Annotated in this window: 14 protein-coding genes; 7 read left to right on the forward strand and 7 right to left on the reverse strand. The window is 70.5% G+C overall.

Annotated features, from left to right (window positions below; all coding sequences use genetic code 11):
- Positions 1 to 67: 67 nt before the first annotated feature.
- Positions 68 to 676, forward strand: coding sequence for a VOC family protein (locus tag ABEA46_RS11820; protein ID WP_345544739.1), 609 nt, complete (start codon positions 68 to 70; stop codon positions 674 to 676).
- 36 nt (positions 677 to 712) lie between these two features.
- On the opposite strand, the gene ABEA46_RS11825 is transcribed toward ABEA46_RS11820, so the two are convergent.
- Positions 713 to 1,912, reverse strand: a complete 1,200-nt coding sequence (locus tag ABEA46_RS11825; RefSeq protein WP_345544740.1) for an ROK family transcriptional regulator — start codon at positions 1,910 to 1,912, stop codon at positions 713 to 715.
- A gap of 81 nt (positions 1,913 to 1,993) precedes the next feature.
- On the opposite strand from ABEA46_RS11825, the gene ABEA46_RS11830 reads away from it, so the two are divergent.
- Together ABEA46_RS11830 and ABEA46_RS11835 are read left to right on the forward strand one after the other, a co-directional pair.
- Positions 1,994 to 3,295 carry an MFS transporter gene (locus ABEA46_RS11830; protein WP_345544741.1) on the forward strand — a complete coding sequence of 434 codons (1,302 nt, stop codon included), beginning with the start codon at positions 1,994 to 1,996 and terminating at the stop codon, positions 3,293 to 3,295.
- Between the two features lies 1 nt (position 3,296).
- Positions 3,297 to 4,862 (forward strand): carboxylesterase/lipase family protein, encoded by a 1,566-nt coding sequence (locus tag ABEA46_RS11835; protein WP_345544742.1) that lies wholly within the window; start codon positions 3,297 to 3,299, stop codon positions 4,860 to 4,862.
- 61 nt (positions 4,863 to 4,923) lie between these two features.
- On the opposite strand, the gene ABEA46_RS11840 is transcribed toward ABEA46_RS11835, so the two are convergent.
- Together ABEA46_RS11840 and ABEA46_RS11845 are read right to left on the reverse strand one after the other, a co-directional pair.
- The gene (locus tag ABEA46_RS11840; protein ID WP_345544743.1) at positions 4,924 to 5,451 is read right to left on the reverse strand and encodes a DUF1269 domain-containing protein; all 528 of its coding nucleotides are present in this window, start codon (positions 5,449 to 5,451) and stop codon (positions 4,924 to 4,926) included.
- Between the two features lie 176 nt (positions 5,452 to 5,627).
- Positions 5,628 to 7,247, reverse strand: coding sequence for a class I adenylate-forming enzyme family protein (locus ABEA46_RS11845; RefSeq protein WP_345544744.1), 1,620 nt, complete (start codon positions 7,245 to 7,247; stop codon positions 5,628 to 5,630).
- 106 nt (positions 7,248 to 7,353) lie between these two features.
- On the opposite strand from ABEA46_RS11845, the gene ABEA46_RS11850 reads away from it, so the two are divergent.
- The 4 genes from ABEA46_RS11850 to ABEA46_RS11865 are packed head-to-tail and all read left to right on the forward strand — an operon-like array spanning position 7,354 to position 12,077.
- On the forward strand, positions 7,354 to 8,232 hold the full coding sequence (locus ABEA46_RS11850) for a branched-chain amino acid ABC transporter permease (RefSeq protein ID WP_345544745.1): 879 nt from the start codon (positions 7,354 to 7,356) through the stop codon (positions 8,230 to 8,232).
- 2 nt (positions 8,233 to 8,234) lie between these two features.
- A complete protein-coding gene (locus ABEA46_RS11855; RefSeq protein WP_345544746.1) occupies positions 8,235 to 10,121 on the forward strand; it encodes a branched-chain amino acid ABC transporter ATP-binding protein/permease in 1,887 nt (628 codons plus the stop codon).
- Positions 10,121 to 10,813, forward strand: coding sequence for an ABC transporter ATP-binding protein (locus ABEA46_RS11860; RefSeq protein ID WP_345544747.1), 693 nt, complete (start codon positions 10,121 to 10,123; stop codon positions 10,811 to 10,813). The genes ABEA46_RS11855 and ABEA46_RS11860 overlap by 1 nt, the downstream gene beginning before the upstream one ends.
- Before the next feature lie 28 nt (positions 10,814 to 10,841).
- Positions 10,842 to 12,077, forward strand: a complete 1,236-nt coding sequence (locus tag ABEA46_RS11865) for an ABC transporter substrate-binding protein (RefSeq protein WP_345544748.1) — start codon at positions 10,842 to 10,844, stop codon at positions 12,075 to 12,077.
- Between the two features lie 54 nt (positions 12,078 to 12,131).
- Here ABEA46_RS11865 and ABEA46_RS11870 read toward each other — a convergent pair whose 3' ends face one another.
- From ABEA46_RS11870 to ABEA46_RS11885, 4 genes are read right to left on the reverse strand one after another with little or no spacing between them, the layout of a single operon-like run.
- Positions 12,132 to 12,917, reverse strand: a complete 786-nt coding sequence (locus ABEA46_RS11870) for an SDR family NAD(P)-dependent oxidoreductase (protein ID WP_345544749.1) — start codon at positions 12,915 to 12,917, stop codon at positions 12,132 to 12,134.
- Entirely contained in the window at positions 12,914 to 13,735 is an 822-nt protein-coding gene (locus ABEA46_RS11875; protein WP_345544750.1) for an SDR family NAD(P)-dependent oxidoreductase, read from the reverse strand. Before ABEA46_RS11875 ends, ABEA46_RS11870 begins: the two co-directional genes overlap by 4 nt.
- Entirely contained in the window at positions 13,717 to 14,523 is an 807-nt protein-coding gene (locus tag ABEA46_RS11880) for an enoyl-CoA hydratase/isomerase family protein (RefSeq protein ID WP_345544751.1), read from the reverse strand. Before ABEA46_RS11880 ends, ABEA46_RS11875 begins: the two co-directional genes overlap by 19 nt.
- Positions 14,520 to 15,515 carry an NAD(P)H-dependent flavin oxidoreductase gene (locus tag ABEA46_RS11885; protein ID WP_345544752.1) on the reverse strand — a complete coding sequence of 332 codons (996 nt, stop codon included), beginning with the start codon at positions 15,513 to 15,515 and terminating at the stop codon, positions 14,520 to 14,522. The genes ABEA46_RS11880 and ABEA46_RS11885 overlap by 4 nt, the downstream gene beginning before the upstream one ends.
- Between the last annotated feature and the right edge of the window lie 26 nt (positions 15,516 to 15,541).

The raw sequence follows: 15,541 nt of genomic DNA on the forward strand, positions 1-15,541 counted from the left end.
GCATGTGGGCGAGTCGGAAGAACCAGCGCAGTGGCTCTCGGCAGCCGGATTCCATCGGGCGCCGGGAGTGACCGACTGGCGTGTGACCGGGGCGGGCCCGCACGCGGTCTTCACGGCGGACTCCCTGGCGCAGGCGGCGGGCCTGGTCACGCCGGTCGTCGTGGCCGCTGAGCGCTTCGGTGTGCTGCCTGACATCGACGTGCGTCCGGAGGCCGTGGTCGTCCGCATCCCGAACCGCGGTTCCGAGGGCATCCCCGCCGCCGCGGCGGAGTTCGCAGCGGCCGTGTCGCTGGCGGCGGCGGAACAGGGACTCGTCGCGGAGCCCGCGCTCGTCCAGTCGATCGGCGTCTACGTCGCGCAGCACTCGCAGGTCGACGCGCGGCCGTTCTTCCGCGCGGCCCTCGGCTACGACGATCTCGGCGACACCGACGCCGTCGACCCGCTGCGCTGCGGGCCGCAGCTCGCCTTCAACCCGATCTCGGGCGACGTCCCCGCGCGGGGCCGGACGCACTTCGACGTCTTCGTCCCGGCCGAGCGGGCGCAGGAGCGAGTGGATGCCGCACTCGCCGCCGGCGGAAGACTGGCCGATGATTCGCATGCTCCCGCGTGGTGGTCGCTCGCATCGCCCGACAACCACGGCGTCGACATCGCCTCCTGGACAGACACCTACGACTGAGCGTCGATCCTGGCCGGTGTCAGCCGTGCAGGAGGCTCACGACCACTCCGCCGGGCTGCCTGCGCGGGTGTCGAGCGGGTCGGAGAGGAACAGCTCCTGGGCCGCGGCGAGTGCTCCGAGGACCGCGGTGTCGTCGTCGAAGCGGCCCCGTGCCGTCGGCACGGGGAGCATGCCGCCGACCGCCTCCGGCAGCAGCCAGGGGGCCAGGGGCGCGCCCGGTCCGCTCAGGACGACGATCTCGGGGTTGAGCAGCGAGACGACGATCGCTCCGAGATGGGCGAGCGTGGCCTGCGCCTCGGCCAGCACGTCCAGCACACGCGGCTCACCGTCGCCGGCGCGCTCGGCGAGCCGGCGGGCGTACTCGGCGGGCTGGGAACCGTCGAGATCGTCGGTCTCTTCGAGCTTCGCGGCGAACTGCGTGAGCGACACGGTCAGCTCGGCGCATCCGCGTTGACCGCAGGCGCAGAGGGCGCCGTCCGGGTCCAGCGAAGTGTGGCCGAAGCCAGGGGCGGTGGCCGCTCCCCGCAGCAGTGCGTCGTCGATGACGGCACTGCCGCCGAGTCCCCGGCCGAGGAAGAGCACGACGGCGTTGGAGAAATCGGCCGCGGCGCCCTCGCGGCCCTCGACGAAGGTGGCGAGGCTGCCGTCGTTGCCGACGAGGGGCTCGGGAAGGCCGCGATCGATGAGTGCACGCGAGAGCGGAGAGAAGTCGACGTGCTGCCAGTCCAGCTCGATGCCGCCGAAACCGGTCGAGGCCCACGCTCCCGGTACCGCGACGACGATGCGCGGCCCGCGGGACCCCCGGCCGGCATCTCCCACCGCCGCCGCGATCAGGCGGGCGGCGGCATCCATCGCCTCGTCGGGCGTCGGGGGAGCTGAGAAGGACTGCGACGCCGCGCCGATCGGCGCACCCGACAGGGCTGATGCCCGCGCGGTGATCAGCGTGCGGGTGATGCTCACGCCGACGACGTCGGCCCAGCGGCCCGACAGCCGCACCGCGCGCTTCGGGCGTCCCCGGCCTTGCGGGGCGCTGCTCTCGGCCTCTTCGAGCACCTCCGCATCGAGCAGTTCGTTCACCAGCGAGCTGACGGCGGCCACTCCGAGGCCGGTGCGCGCGGAGATGTCGTTCTGGCTGCTCCCGGGCTCGGTGCGCACGACTTCGAGGACGCGGTGGAGGTTCTCGCGCCGCACGTCGGCGAGGTCGGTGCCGCGGGTTCTGTCGAAGGTCGTGCGCATCGGTGCTTGACTTTATTTCTGGCTCTGAAAATAATACATCTGGACTCGGTGCCCGACCGAGCCGCGACAAGGAGGTCGTCGATGTCCGACACTACCCAGCCCGCAGGCGTCCGTACGGACGCCGCCCCCGACAGCACCGGCTCGCCGTCGGCGGGGTCGCCGAAGATCATCGGCGGCGCCCGATTCGTCGTCGGGTTCCTGCTCGCCAACGCGGGCATGTACGCGATCTTCCAGGGCATGCAGCAGATCGTGCTGCCCTCGCAGATCGCGATGCTGGACCCCGACGGAAAGGTCGCCACCTACGGCGTGCTCGCCTCGATCGGGGCCGCGGCCGCGGCCATCGGCAACCCGGTCTTCGGATCGCTGTCGGACCGCACACGGAGCAGGTTCGGCCGTCGCGCGCCGTGGCTGATCGTCTCGTCGGTGGCGGCACTCCTGCTCCTCGCGCTGCTGGGCGGGATGACGAGCCTGTTCTGGCTCGGAGCGGCGTACCTGCTCGTCATGGTCACGATGAGCGCGTTCCAGGCGGTCATCACCGCGGTCATGCCCGACCGCGTGCCCGAGCACCGCCGCGGATTCGTATCGGGCATCGCAAGCTTCGCGATCGCGATCGGCGTGATCTACGGGCTCAACATCGCGCCCTACTTCGTCGAGACCCCGGTCGTCGCCTACCTGCTGATCGGCGCGCTGCTCATCGTCGGCACGCTGTTCCTCGTGATCTTCTGTCCCGACCCGACGGCGAACCAGCAGGTGACCGCCGGGACCGGCGAGCGGCAGTCGATCCGGCACTTCTTCTCGGGGCTGCGCGACCACGACTTCTCGTGGGCGTTCTGGTCGCGCGCCACGATCATGGTCGGCTACTGGACGATCGCGACCTACCAGCTCTACACGCTCACCGACTACATCGGCGTCGAGAACCTGCCTGGCGGCAACGCGGCCACGGCGGTCGCCCTGCTCGGCACGATCAACCTCGGTGTCTCGGTCATCGCCGCGCTCATCTCCGGCCCGCTCTCCGACAAGCTGAACCGTCGCAAGGTCTTCGTGATCGTCGCCTCGATCGGCATCGGCGCCGGCGCGGCGATCCCGGCGATCTGGCCCACCTGGACCGGCATGCTCGTCTACTCCGTCGTCGTGGGGCTGTTCTTCGGCGTGTACTCCGCGGTCGACCAGGCGATCATGACACTCGTGCTGCCCGACCCCGAGAACACCGCTCGCGATCTCGGCCTGCTCAACGTCGCGACCACCGGTCCGCAGATCGCCGGCCCGTTCCTGGCAGCGATGATCATCACCCTCACCGGTGGGTACGCCCCGCTGTTCATCTTCACCGCGGTGGTCGCCCTGCTCTCGGCGTTCTTCATCGCCCCGATCCGAAAGGTCCGCTGAGATGGCGTACACGATCATCGAGACGGATGCCGGCCTGCTGCGCGGCATCGACAGCGCCGGAGTGCGCAGCTACCTCGGGGTGCCCTATGGCGCCGACACCGGCGGCGCGAACCGGTTCCGGCCGCCACAGCCAGTGGAGCGATGGGAGGGCGTGCGCGACGCGCTCGCGTTCGGCCCCTCCGCCCCGCAGGCGGACACCCGGCTCGCGTCGAACCGACGCGGCGCGCACCTGCTGACCCTGCTGTACCCGCGCACCGGATACCCGGTCGAAGGCGCGACGATGAGCGAGGACTGCCTTCGGCTGAACGTCTGGACCCCGTCGGATGCCGGCGACGAACCCCTTCCCGTGCTCGTGTGGCTGCACGGCGGCGGGTTCACCCACGGCTCGGGGAACGAGATGGCGTTCAACGGCGACGTGCTCGCCCAAGCCGAGGGGCTCGTGGTCGTGACGGTCACGCATCGGCTCGGCATCCTCGGGTTCCTCGATCTGCGCGGACTCGGCGAGCCGGGCTCGGCGAACGCCGGCATGCTCGACATCGTCGCCGCGCTGGAGTGGGTGCAGCGCAACATCGCCGCGTTCGGCGGCGATCCCGGCAACGTCACGATCTGCGGGCAGTCCGGCGGCAGCGCGAAGGTCGCGACGCTGGGCGCGATGCCCGCTGCGCGGGACCTGTTCGCCCGCTCCATCATGATGAGCGGGCCCATCGCGCGCGCCAACACCGCCGAGGCGGCGGAGTGCCTGCGTGCGGACGTGACCGCCATCGTGGATGCCGCGACCCCGGAGGAGCTGCGAGCCCTGCCGTTGTCCGCGCTCATCGAGGCCCAGGCCGAGGTGCTGCGGCGGCAGCCGCTGGAGCCCGCCGGTCGCGGCGAGACCAGGATCGCCCTCGATGCGATCCCCGGCTTCGCGCCGTCCCTGGACGCGAAGGATCTGCCGCGGCATCCGTTCTTCGAGGATGCGCCCGAAGCGCTCGCCGACAAGGCTCTGCTCATCGGCTGGACGACCCACGAGGCCGGCATGTTCCTCGCCGAGGACGACTCGTACGGCGGTGGGCTCACGGCTGCCGACGTCGCGAGGCGCATCGACGCGCTCGCGGCCGTCGACGGCGTGGACTACGACGCGCTGGCGGAGCGGTTCCCGCATGAGCCCCCGCATCTGCTGCTCGCACGGCGGTTGAGCGCGCTCATGTTCCAGGAACCCGCGCGGCAGATCGCCGCACTGGCGGCCCAGCGCACCGACCGGGTGTGGGCCTACGAGTTCCAGCAGCCGACCGAGGTGCTCGGCGGGGTGCTGGGTGCGTGCCACAGTCTCGAGCTGGCCTACGTGTTCGGCACCGTCGATCGGGTGCCGCTCACCGGGCGGAGCCTGGACCGGCTCGACGTGTCACGCCGGATGATGCGGGCCTGGGGGGCCTTCGCCCGTGAAGGCGACCCCGGCTGGGCGACGTGGAGCGACGGCGACGTTCACGCGTTCGGCACCGAGTACGGCCCCGATCTGGAGCTGCCGGCCGACATCGACCTCACGCAGCGACAGCCTGCCGCGCAGCCGGCGGGGCTCGCCCGCTAGGGGGAACAGCGCACCCCTGGGTCGCGGCTCCGTGCCACGCCCCAGGGGTGCGTCTGATCCGTCAGGAGTTGATCTGCTCCACGACGTCGTCGGCCGACTCGGCGAGCGCCTTCTGCAGCTTCTCGTAGTCGTCGGCTTCGATGGCCTTGTTGATGCGCTTGTTGGCGCGGGTCAGGGCCTTTTCGACCTTGTCCGCCCACTTGTCGTCGACGACGGCGACGACCGCCGAGGTTCCGGGCGCGAGGTACTCGTCGACGTCGACGCCGAACTTCTTCTCGTCGTGGCCCTTCTTGATCTTGCCGAGCACCGCGCCGATGCCCGCGCCGATCGCCGTCGCGGCCAGCAGCGGCGGAGCGAACAGCCCGACGACCACGCCCGCACCGGCGCCCCATGCGGCACCGTGGCCGACGGACTTGTCGCCGTGCTCGTGCACCTGCACCTTGCCGTCCTTGCCGCGCACCAGCACCACCGCGCCGATCACTTCGTAGCCGCCCGCGTCCTGACCGCTGCGCAGCGCGTCGTAGTCCTCGGAGGCGGCGGCGGTGTCGTCGTACGACCCGACCACCAGTGCGAGGTTCTTCGTGCTCATCGATGACTCCTTCAGCTCACGTCCGAAGCGCTCGGCCCAACGCCCCCACTACCGCTTCCAGACGGTGCTGTGATCGTAGCGCCGAAGGCGCGACGGGTGAGAGGGAATTCACCGGACATTTCCGCGTGTGTTCGCGCGGAGCCCCCGCGGGCGCTGCGGAACTGCTCCGACCGGCGTCAGCGCCCGTCGAACAGGGCGAGCACAGCGCGCTTGTCGACCTTCCCGGTGGCGTTGATCGGAATCGCATCGACGAGGACGACGAGCTCCGGCGTCTTCTGCTTCGCGACCCCTCTGGCCGTCATGAACGCGGCGAGCGCTGCCGGGCTCACACCGGAGTCGCCCACGATGACTGCGCCGATGCGCTCGCCGAGGCGCCCACCCGGGACGGCGAGGACGGCCACGGCCTCGATGCCGGGATGGGCGCGCAGGTGGTCCTCGATCTCGCGCACGCTGAACTTCTCGCCTCCGCGATTGATGATGTCCTTGGTGCGACCGCTGATCCGCACATAGCCGTCGACACCGAGGCAGCCGACGTCGCCGGTGGCGAACCAGCCGTCCTCAGTGATGGCGGGCGGTGCGGCATCCGCGCGCACGTAGCCGAGCATCATCTCCGGTCCGCGAAGGAGGAGATTTCCCTCGCGGCCTGCGTCCAGGTCGCGACCGTCGTCGTCGACGACGCGCAGCTCCACACCGGGGGCCAGGCGTCCGTCCGTCTCGGCTCGCGCCCACAGCGGGTCCAGTTCGTTGGCGAGAGTCGAGGTGGGAAGCTCCGTCATCCCCCACGCCCGGTAGGCGGCGATGCCCAGCCGGTCCGCCGCGCGGATGAGTTCGGGCGGCACCGCCGCGCCGCCGCAGCAGTACTGGCGAAGGCTTGACGTCGTGCGGCCCGCGGCGGCGTAGGCGGCGAGGAGCTCCCGCAGGAACGGGGTCGCGCCCGCCATATAGGTTCCGCCATGGCGCTCGATGAGATCCATCGCCTCCGCGGCGTTCCAGCGATCCATCAGGATCGCCGCGCCGCCGACCCGCGTCGGGATGAGGAACCCCTGCAGCAGACCCGTGATGTGGGTCATCGGCGATGCCATGAACATACGGTCGCGGTAGGTGATGCCCCACTCGGTCACGCAGGAGCGGAGCTCGTGCATGAGGCCGGCGGTCGAGTGCACCGCCCCCTTCGGCGCCGCCTCCGTCCCCGACGTGTACAGGATGAGGGAGGGCGCCTCGGCCGGCGCGGGGAGCACTGACTCAGGCAACGCCCCGGGTCCTTCGTCCTCGGCATCGAGCCATCCCGCGTGCTCCCCGTCCGCGAGCAGCCGCACGCGCGGCTCGTGCCCGACCGACCGCAGCACCTCGTCGAACTCCTCGGGCAGGCGCCGGCCGCGCACCACCGCGTTCGTGATGACCGCCACAGGCCGGGACTGCTCGACCACGGCCGTGATCTCCCTGGCCCCATAGATCGGCACGATCGGGCTGCTGATCGCGCCGATCCGCCAGATCGCCGATGCCACGCACACCGCTTCTGCATCGGTCGGCAGCATCCAGCAGACCGTGTCTCCACTGCGGACGCCGCGGGCGACCAGGGTGCGTGCGATCGCCGAGGCGCGCACCTGCAGCTCGCGATAGGTGAACCGCGCCGAGGGCGTGATCACCGCGGTCCGGTCGGGCATCGTGCGGGCGCGGTCCTCGAGCATCCAGCCGAGCTGCTCGTCGGTGTGGAATCCGTGCGCGCGCCAGCTCTCTTCGATCGCTCGCCGCGACCCTGCGGCAGGCCGCTCGACGTGGGGGGTATCGGTCGTCATTGTCCGTCCTCAACGGTGGAAAGGGGTGAGGTTGCAAATCCTCTAATCTTTATATAGTTTAAAACCGCTTCCCGTCATCGTCGACTCCGAGGTGGAACCCGAACACATGGACCAATTCATCCAGTCGATTCTGCTGCCCGGGCTGTCGCAGGGGGCGATATACGGTCTGATCGCCGTCGCGTTCGCCGTGCTGCATCTCACGACCGGCGTCATCAACTTCGGCCACGGCCAGCTGGTCGTCCTCGCCCCCATCGTCATCCTGCTGAGCGCAGCCGCGGGTGTGCCGGTGTGGCTCGCGTTCCTCTTCGGATTCGCGGCCCTGCTCATCGCCGCGCTGGTCACAGAGGTCGTCGCCATCCGGCCGTTCGTGCAGTCCGGGTCGGCGGTCTCGTGGATCCTCTCCACCTTCGGCGTCAGCATCGTGCTGACCGAGATCCTCGCCATCCCCGCGGGCGGAGAGGCGACGTACTTCCCGTTCGGCATCCCCTCCACGCCCTTCACGTTCCTCGGGTTCCGGGTGTCGTGGGCCGAACTCGCGACTCTTCCCGTGCTGCTGCTGGTGGCGGCGGCCCTGTTGATCTTCTACCGCCGCACGCGTGTCGGTCGTGAGCTCCGGGCGGTCGGGCAGGACGTGCGCGGGGCGGAAGCGCTGGGGATCTCTCGGGCGCGGGCCTCGCAGATCACCGTGCTTCTCTCGGCCGTCATCGCGGCGATCACCGGATACCTCGTCGCGTCCTCGCAGATCCTCATGCCCAACCTCGGCATCTTCTTCCTGTTCTACGGATTCGTCGCGGTCTCGATGGGCGGGATGAGCAGCGTTCCGGGCGCGGTCATCGGTGGCGTGGTCGTCGGGCTGGTGAGCCAGGCCGCCGCCGTCTACATCGGGCCGCTCTTCGGCAACCTCGCAGTCTTCGTGCTGCTCGTCCTCGTCTATGTCGTCAGGCCGCACGGGATCTTCGGCTCGCGGCCCGTTCGGGAGGTCTGAAAATGGCACGTCTCCAGGAGAACCTCCGGACAGGCAGCTATGCGGTGCAGGATGCCGTGAACCGGGGCCTCGACCGCGTACTGGATCGGCTGCCGGCGCCGCTTCGCCGCGTCGCGGTGATGCCGTCCATCCAGGGGCTGGTGATGGTCGTGGTCGCACTCGCGATCCTGCTCATCACCGGGCCGATGTCGTACCCCGCCTACGTCGTCCTCCTCATCTGCGTCTACCTCGTCTCGGTGTACGGCGTGAACGTGACGATCGGCTTCTCGGGCGTGCTCTCGCTCGGCCAGGGCGCCGCTTTCGCGGTCGGCGCATATGTCGCCGGCATCCTCGCGGGCACCTACATGTGGCCCATCTGGCTGACCCTGCCCCTCTCGCTCCTGAGCGGCGTCGCCGTCGGAGCGCTGGTCGGTCTGCCCGCGGGGCGGCTCGCGGCCCTCGGGCTCGCGATGCTCTCGCTCGGCACGGTGCTGGTCGTCTCCGACATGCTGGTCGCGCTGGACGACCTCACGCGGGGCCACGGCGGCATCTCGGGCATCACCCCGTTCCTGTCGTTCGACCCCGACAGCTATGTGCTGTGGGAGTGGTTCGTGCCCCTCGTGATCATCGGCATCGCCTTCCTCGCATTCTGGTTCCACGCCCGCTACCGCACGAGCCGTGTCGGTCGCGCGACCGCGGCAGTCCGCGACGAGTCGATCGGGGCATCCGCCCTGGGTATCGGCGGCTACTTCACGAAGGTCGCGGCGTTCGCCGTGGGATCGGGCATGGGCGGGCTGGCGGGCGCGCTGTTCGCCTACCTGTCGGTCTACATCTCACCCGACGCGTTCCTGCCGTCGCTGTCGATCCTCTTCCTGGTGATGGCGGTGCTGGGCGGTCTGGGGTCCCAGCTCGGTCCCCTCGTCGGCGTGGTCATCCTGGTGATCGTGCCGCTCATGCTGGCGCCGTACCCGCACGTGAACATCATCGTCTACGGCGTCCTGCTCGTCCTGCTCATGCGGCTGCGCCCCCGCGGGCTCTTCAGCCGCACCGCCGCAGCCGCTGATCCGGTCAGGACCTCCCTGCGTCTGGATGCCGCCACGGAGCCTGGGGCGGCGGCATCCCTCTCCGACGAGTCTGAGACGGCGCCTGCGGCCGCACCCGGGGCGGAGAGGGGCGTCGTGCTCAAGGTCGACGAGGTCAAGCGCAGCTTCGGTGGTCTGAAGGCGGTCGACGGCGTCACGCTCGAACTGCGCGAAGGCGAGATCCTCGGGCTGATCGGACCGAACGGCTCGGGCAAGACCACGATGCTCAACATCATCGGCGGCTACTACCGCCCTTCGTCGGGCAGCGTCGCCCTCGACGGCGCGGACATCAGCCGCTCCCGTCCGCAGGAGAGCGCACGCCGGGGCATCGCCCGCACGTTCCAGACGCCGAAGACCTTCGCCGGCATGAGCATCGACGAACACATCGAGATCGCCGTGCAGCGGCAGCTCGAGGCGTCGCCCGAGCGGGTCGCCGCGTGCCGGACCGCTGCGCTCGCCCTTCTGGAAGCCGGTGGTCTGAAGCCGGAGGACCTGAAGATGGGACGCCGCGAGAGCCGGTTCCTCGGCCATGGGCAGCTGCGGTTCCTCGAAGCGGCGATGGCCGTTGCGCGGTGCCCCAAGGTGCTGCTGCTCGATGAGCCCGCTGCCGGTCTGTCCGCGTCCGAGATCGACGCGCTCGAAGCCATCGTCAAGGACGTCGCGCGCGCCGGGGTCGCGGTGATCATCGTCGAGCACCATCTGGAGATGGTCAGCCGTCTGGTCGACCGGATCGTCGTGCTCGACCTCGGCCGGGTGCTGTGGGAAGGGCACCCCGACGACCTGCACGATGCCGAGGCGGTCCGCGCCGCATACATGGGAACGGTGTGATGGGAAGCGAACTGGTCGTCCAGAACCTGACGGTGCGATATGGCGCCGTCATCGCAGCGGAGAGCGTGAGCTTCACCGTGAGGCCCGGCGAATGCGTGGTGCTGCTCGGCGCGAACGGCGCGGGCAAGACGTCGACGCTGCACGGCATCGGAGGGCTGACCCCGGCAATCGGCACCGTGCGCCTCGGTGACGTCGAGCTGGGTCACCTTCCTGCGAGCAGACGGGCACGGGCGGGACTGGGCCACGTCCTCGAGGGGCGCCACGTGTTCCCCGAGATGACGGTCGCCGAGAACCTCGATGTCGCTCGACCCCGATCCGGCGCGAAGCCGCCCGTCGAGCCGCTGGAGCTGCTGCCCGAGCTCAAGGAGCACCTCAACCGGGCGGCCGGCCGGCTCAGCGGCGGGCAGCAGCAGATGCTTGCCATCGCCCGTGCCGTCGCCGGCGCGCCCCAGGCGATCATGCTCGACGAGCCCACCAACGGGCTCGCGCCGAAGCTCGTCGCACGAACGACCGAGATCATCGCGACGCTGCGCGACCTCGGCTACGCCGTCCTCGTGGTGGAACAGCGCCTCGAGGTCGCGCAGACCCTCGCGGCCGACGTGCTGGTCCTGCGGCACGGTCACATCGTCCACGAGGTGAACGGCACGGATCCGGAGCTGCCGGATCTGCTGCACGCCGCCTACCTGTCCTAGACGGCACCCGACAAATCAAAGGAGAAACATGTTCCGCACCAAGAGCAGGCTGCTGGGAGTGGCGGCCGTCGCGGGAGCACTGGCGCTCTCGCTCGCCGCGTGCTCGAGTGACACGGGAGGTGCGGCGGGGTCCCCGAGCGAGAGCTCGAGTGCGCCCGCGCTCCCCGACAAGCTCACGATCGGGTTCGTCGGCTCGCTGACCGGCCCGCTCGCGGCATCCGGGATCAACTCCCTCGCGGGGTTGAAGGCCGGTGCCGAGTACGCCGAGACGCTGCATCCCGGTATGACCATCGAGGTCGTCGAGCGCGACACCGCGGGCGAGGCGACCGCCGCCGTCGCGCAGACGCGCGAGCTGGCGCAGGCCGGCGCGACCGCGATCTTCTTCACGACCGAGGCGTTCCCCGCTGTGCAGGACGTGCTCAACCAGGTCAAGATCCCGGGCGGCACCTCCGGCGGCATCGCCGCCGTGCTTCCCGAGGTGGGGGACTCGCACCGCTACAAGTACGCGTTCTCGACGGGAGCGGGCAACGCGGGTGACACGGCGATCACGCCGCTGCTGGACTACGCGTCGCAGTTCGGCGACAAGATCGGCCTCGTCGAGGACGCCTCCGCGTTCGCCGTCGCGCAGGCCGACCTCACCGAAGACATCGCCAAGGCCGACTACCCCGACCTCGAGCTCGTGCGGGTCAGCTTCCCCGCCTCGGCGAGCGACGCGACGGCACAGCTCAGCACGCTGCAGCAGGCCGACGTCGACGCCGTCGTCATGTGGCCGTATGGGACCCCCGCCGTCACGGTGATGAGCTCGTTCGACAAGCTGGGCTGGTACCCCCCGACCGCGGGCACGCTCGGTCTGGGCACGCCGGCCATCGTCGAGGCGACTCCCGCCGAGCTGGCCGAGGATCTCGCCGCCGGCCCCATGGCCAAGACGTTCCTCGACCCCGCCCTCGACACCACGGGGGTCGTCTCGGAGTTCGTCACCCGCTACATGGACGCGCTCGACAAGACGGAGTTCACCCCGCTCGACACGGTCGGTGCGAACAGCTTCGACTGGTCCGTGCTGATCGCCCAGGCGGTGGCGGACACCGGCAAGACCGACGGCGACTCGATCAAGACGTACCTGACCTCCGGTGAGGAGTTCACGGGCGCCAACGGCGTGTATGTCTTCGGGCCCGACAAGCGCATCGGCATCGACGCGAGCGAGCTGCAGCTCTACCGGTCGACCGAGCCCTGCTCGCCCGAGGGGATCTGCGTCCCCGTCGAGTAAGGCATGGCCACGAAGAAGGGGTCCCGCCTTCGGGCGGGACCCCTTCTTCGTTCGTCAGTGCGCCGACCGGGGATGCCGGTAGGGCGGACCAGCCAGAAGCCCGCCGTCGACGGGATAGGACGCCCCCGTGCAGAAGGCGGCCTCGTCACTGGAGAGGAAGCCGACGACGGCCGCGATCTCGGCGGGATCCGCCACACGGTACAGCTGCGGAAGCCCGACACCCGTGGAATCCGATTCCTCCCGTTTCGACGGCGCGGCCGAGGTCCACACCGCCGTGTCCGTCGGCCCCGGGTGGACGGCGTTCACGCGGATTCCGAAGGGGCCTCCTTCGATCGCCGCCGCCTTCATGAGGCCGACCACGGCGTGCTTGCTCGTGATGTACGCCCCCATCCCGCCGCTGCCGCGCAGGCCGCCCGTCGAGGACGTGATCGTGATCACGCCGCCCGTGGACTGCGCGCGCATCGCGCGCATCGCACGGGTGGTGCCGAGCCACACCCCGCGGACGTTGACGCCCATGACCGCGTCGAACGCGGCGAGCGGGTAGTCGTCCATGGGTGCGGAGGGGCCCAAGATGCCGGCATTGAGGAAGGCGACGTCGATACGGCCGTGACGGGCCACGCACGCGGACACATAGTCGTGCTCCGGTGCGTCGTCGGCGACATCGGCCGGGAAGGATTCGAAGGCGGGCCCGAGCTCGGCGCGCACGGCGCCCAGGGCGGCTTCATCCGTATCGACGCCGACGACGGTGGCGCCCTCGGTGACGAACATCCGGGCCGTCGCCCTTCCGATGCCGTTGCCGGCGCCGGTGATGATCGCGACCCGGTGGTCGAACCTGGTCACTGCGCGGCCTCCTCGACGAGCGCGGCGGCGAGGTCCTCGGCCCGCCAGCCCGTCGACGACGTCGCCACCGTTCGGAGCGATGAGCCGTAGGTGCCGAGGGCCGTTCCGTCGAACCGCAGCACGGCGCCCGTGAGGGGTGCGCTGGAGTCCGACAGCAGCGCGGTCACGAGCGGCGCGACGCGCGACGGATCCGGCATCGGAGGCCGGTCGGAGCGATGATCGGCCTGCGACATGCGGGTGAGTCCGAGCGGTGAGATGGCATTCACTCGGATCCCGTGCGCCCGGCCGGCCAGTGCCCAGTTCGCGGTCATCGCGGCGACAGCGCCCTTCGAGGCTCCGTACGCGCTCATTCCCGCGATCCCGTCCCGGGCGCCGGAGACCACGGTGACGACCGAACCGCCGCGTCCGGACTCCACCATGGCGCGCATCGCATGTCGGGCGGTGAACTGCACACCGAGCACGTTGACCTCTGCGACAGCCCTCAGGTCCTCCTCCGTGTCGTCCCACGGGTCCGCGTTGCGCATGATCGCGGCGTTCGCCACCAGGCCGTCGACACCGCCGTACTCGTCCACGCAGCGGGCGGTGAGCTGCTGCGCGACGGCCCACTCGGCGACCGACCCCGTCACCGCGACGGCGCGGCCGCCCGACGCGCGGATCGCCTCGACGGTCTGCTCGGCGGCCTCCGCGTCGATGTCGCCGACGACGACCGCCGCTCCCGCCAGGGCCGCGGCGACGGCGTATGCGCGGCCGAGGCCCTGGCCGGCTCCGGTGATGATGACGCGCTTGGCCTCGAGCACGGTCAGTCCGTCTCCGCCCATCGCGGCGTGCGCTTCTCGAGGAACGCACGGGGACCCTCGTGGGCGTCGGGATGGGCCCAGTGGTCCTGCACGGCCTTCCAGCCGGCGTCCATGTGGCGGCGCATCACGTCGGCTTCGAAGTCGCGGATCACGGCACGGGTTGCACGGACCGCCTCCGGGGAGCCTTCCGCGATGCGCTCGCCGAGGGCGGCCACGTGTGCCGGCAGGGCGTCAAGGGGCACGACCTCCGACACCAGCCCGACCTCCTTCGCGCGATCGGCGTCGAGCATCTCAGAGCGGCCGAGCAGCGCCATCCTCACGACGACGTCGCGACGCGCCTTGAGCATGAGCTCCACCGGCTCCATGCCGCTGACCTGCCCGACGGTGACATGCGGGTCGACGAAACGGGCGGTGTCGGCCGCGATGCACAGGTCCGCGTCGGCGACGAAGTGGAGGCCTCCGCCGGCGCAGACACCATTGACGGCGACGATGACAGGCACGTCGAGGTGCGGGCCGGGCACGAAGGACAGCTCCTCTGCGGCGTCGCGCCCGATGCGGGTCCGCGGCTGCGCAAGCATGCCCGCGTCGGCGCCCGCGCAGAACGCGGTGCCCGCCCCGGTGATGATCACCGATCGCACCCAGCGCGCTGCGGCGACCTCGCGCCACAGCGAACGCAGATCGTCCATCATCGACTCCGTCAACGCGTTCGCACGCGATGGCCGGTTGAGCGTGACGATCAGCGATGACCCGGAGCGGCCGAGCAGGAGGTCTTCGCTCCGAGGGAGTGCGTCGAGGCGATCGTCGGTCACAGGGGAGTCCTTTCGGGCGAGGCGAGCTCCTGGGCGGTTCGCCGATGGTCGGGGGTGTCGCACGCGTCGAGATACTCCATCGCCAGCCGTCGGGCGAGCTCGGCGAAGGGCGGCGTGTCGTGGATGAGTTCGATCCCTTGCCCGGCCGACCACAGGTCGCGCCACGGGCGCACACCGGCGGGGAGATGCTCGTGCCCGCGATGGGTGGGGTCGGGGAGTGCGTCGATGTCGATGGCGTGGTGCTCCAGCGAGTCCAGCATCCAGTTCGCGGGCACGCCGTTCACTTTCGCGGTGTAGCGGAGGCGCCGCGAGTCGCCGCTGACCATCCACTCCTTCTGGAGGGGGCTCGCCCGCGATTCCATGGTGGCGGCGAAGCGCGTGCCCACGAACGCCAGATCTGCGCCGAGCACCTCCGCGGCGCGGACGGCCGCGCCGCCGGCGACCGCGCCGGCAAGCGAGATCGTGCCGTCGAAGATCGACCGCAGCCGCGGGATGAGCGCGAGGTGGCTCACCGTGCCGGAGTGGCCGCCGCCACCCGCCCCGATGCAGTTGAGCCCGTCCACTCCTGCAGCGATCGCCTTCTCAGCGAAGACGACCGAGGTCGCGTCATGGTGCACCAGCAGGCCCCTCTCGTGGGCCAGCCGGGTGACGACGTCGGGCTTGCCCACCGAGGTGATGACGATGTCGACCCCGTATCGCGCGCAGACGTCGAGATCTGCGGCCATCTCGTCGGGGGGAAGCGTCGTCGGGATGTTCACGGCCAGGGGCCCCGGGGCGCGCCCGCGAAGCTCGCTCGTCGCCTGACCCGCGTCGCGGATGCGGCTCAGCCAGTCGGCGAACTGCTGGGCGGTGCGGGTGTTCTGGCGGGGGAACGCCCCGAGGAACCCGCAGTCACGCGCGGCGGCGACGAGCTCAGGCCCGGAGATGAGGAACATGGGCGCACACACGATCGGAAGCGTCATACGTCTCGCGATGTGATCGGGGAGTGTCATCGTCGATTGCCTCCGATAATTACTTC

Origin of the sequence: Microbacterium jejuense, from assembly GCF_039544225.1 — a bacterium.
Lineage (GTDB): Bacteria > Actinomycetota > Actinomycetes > Actinomycetales > Microbacteriaceae > Microbacterium > Microbacterium jejuense.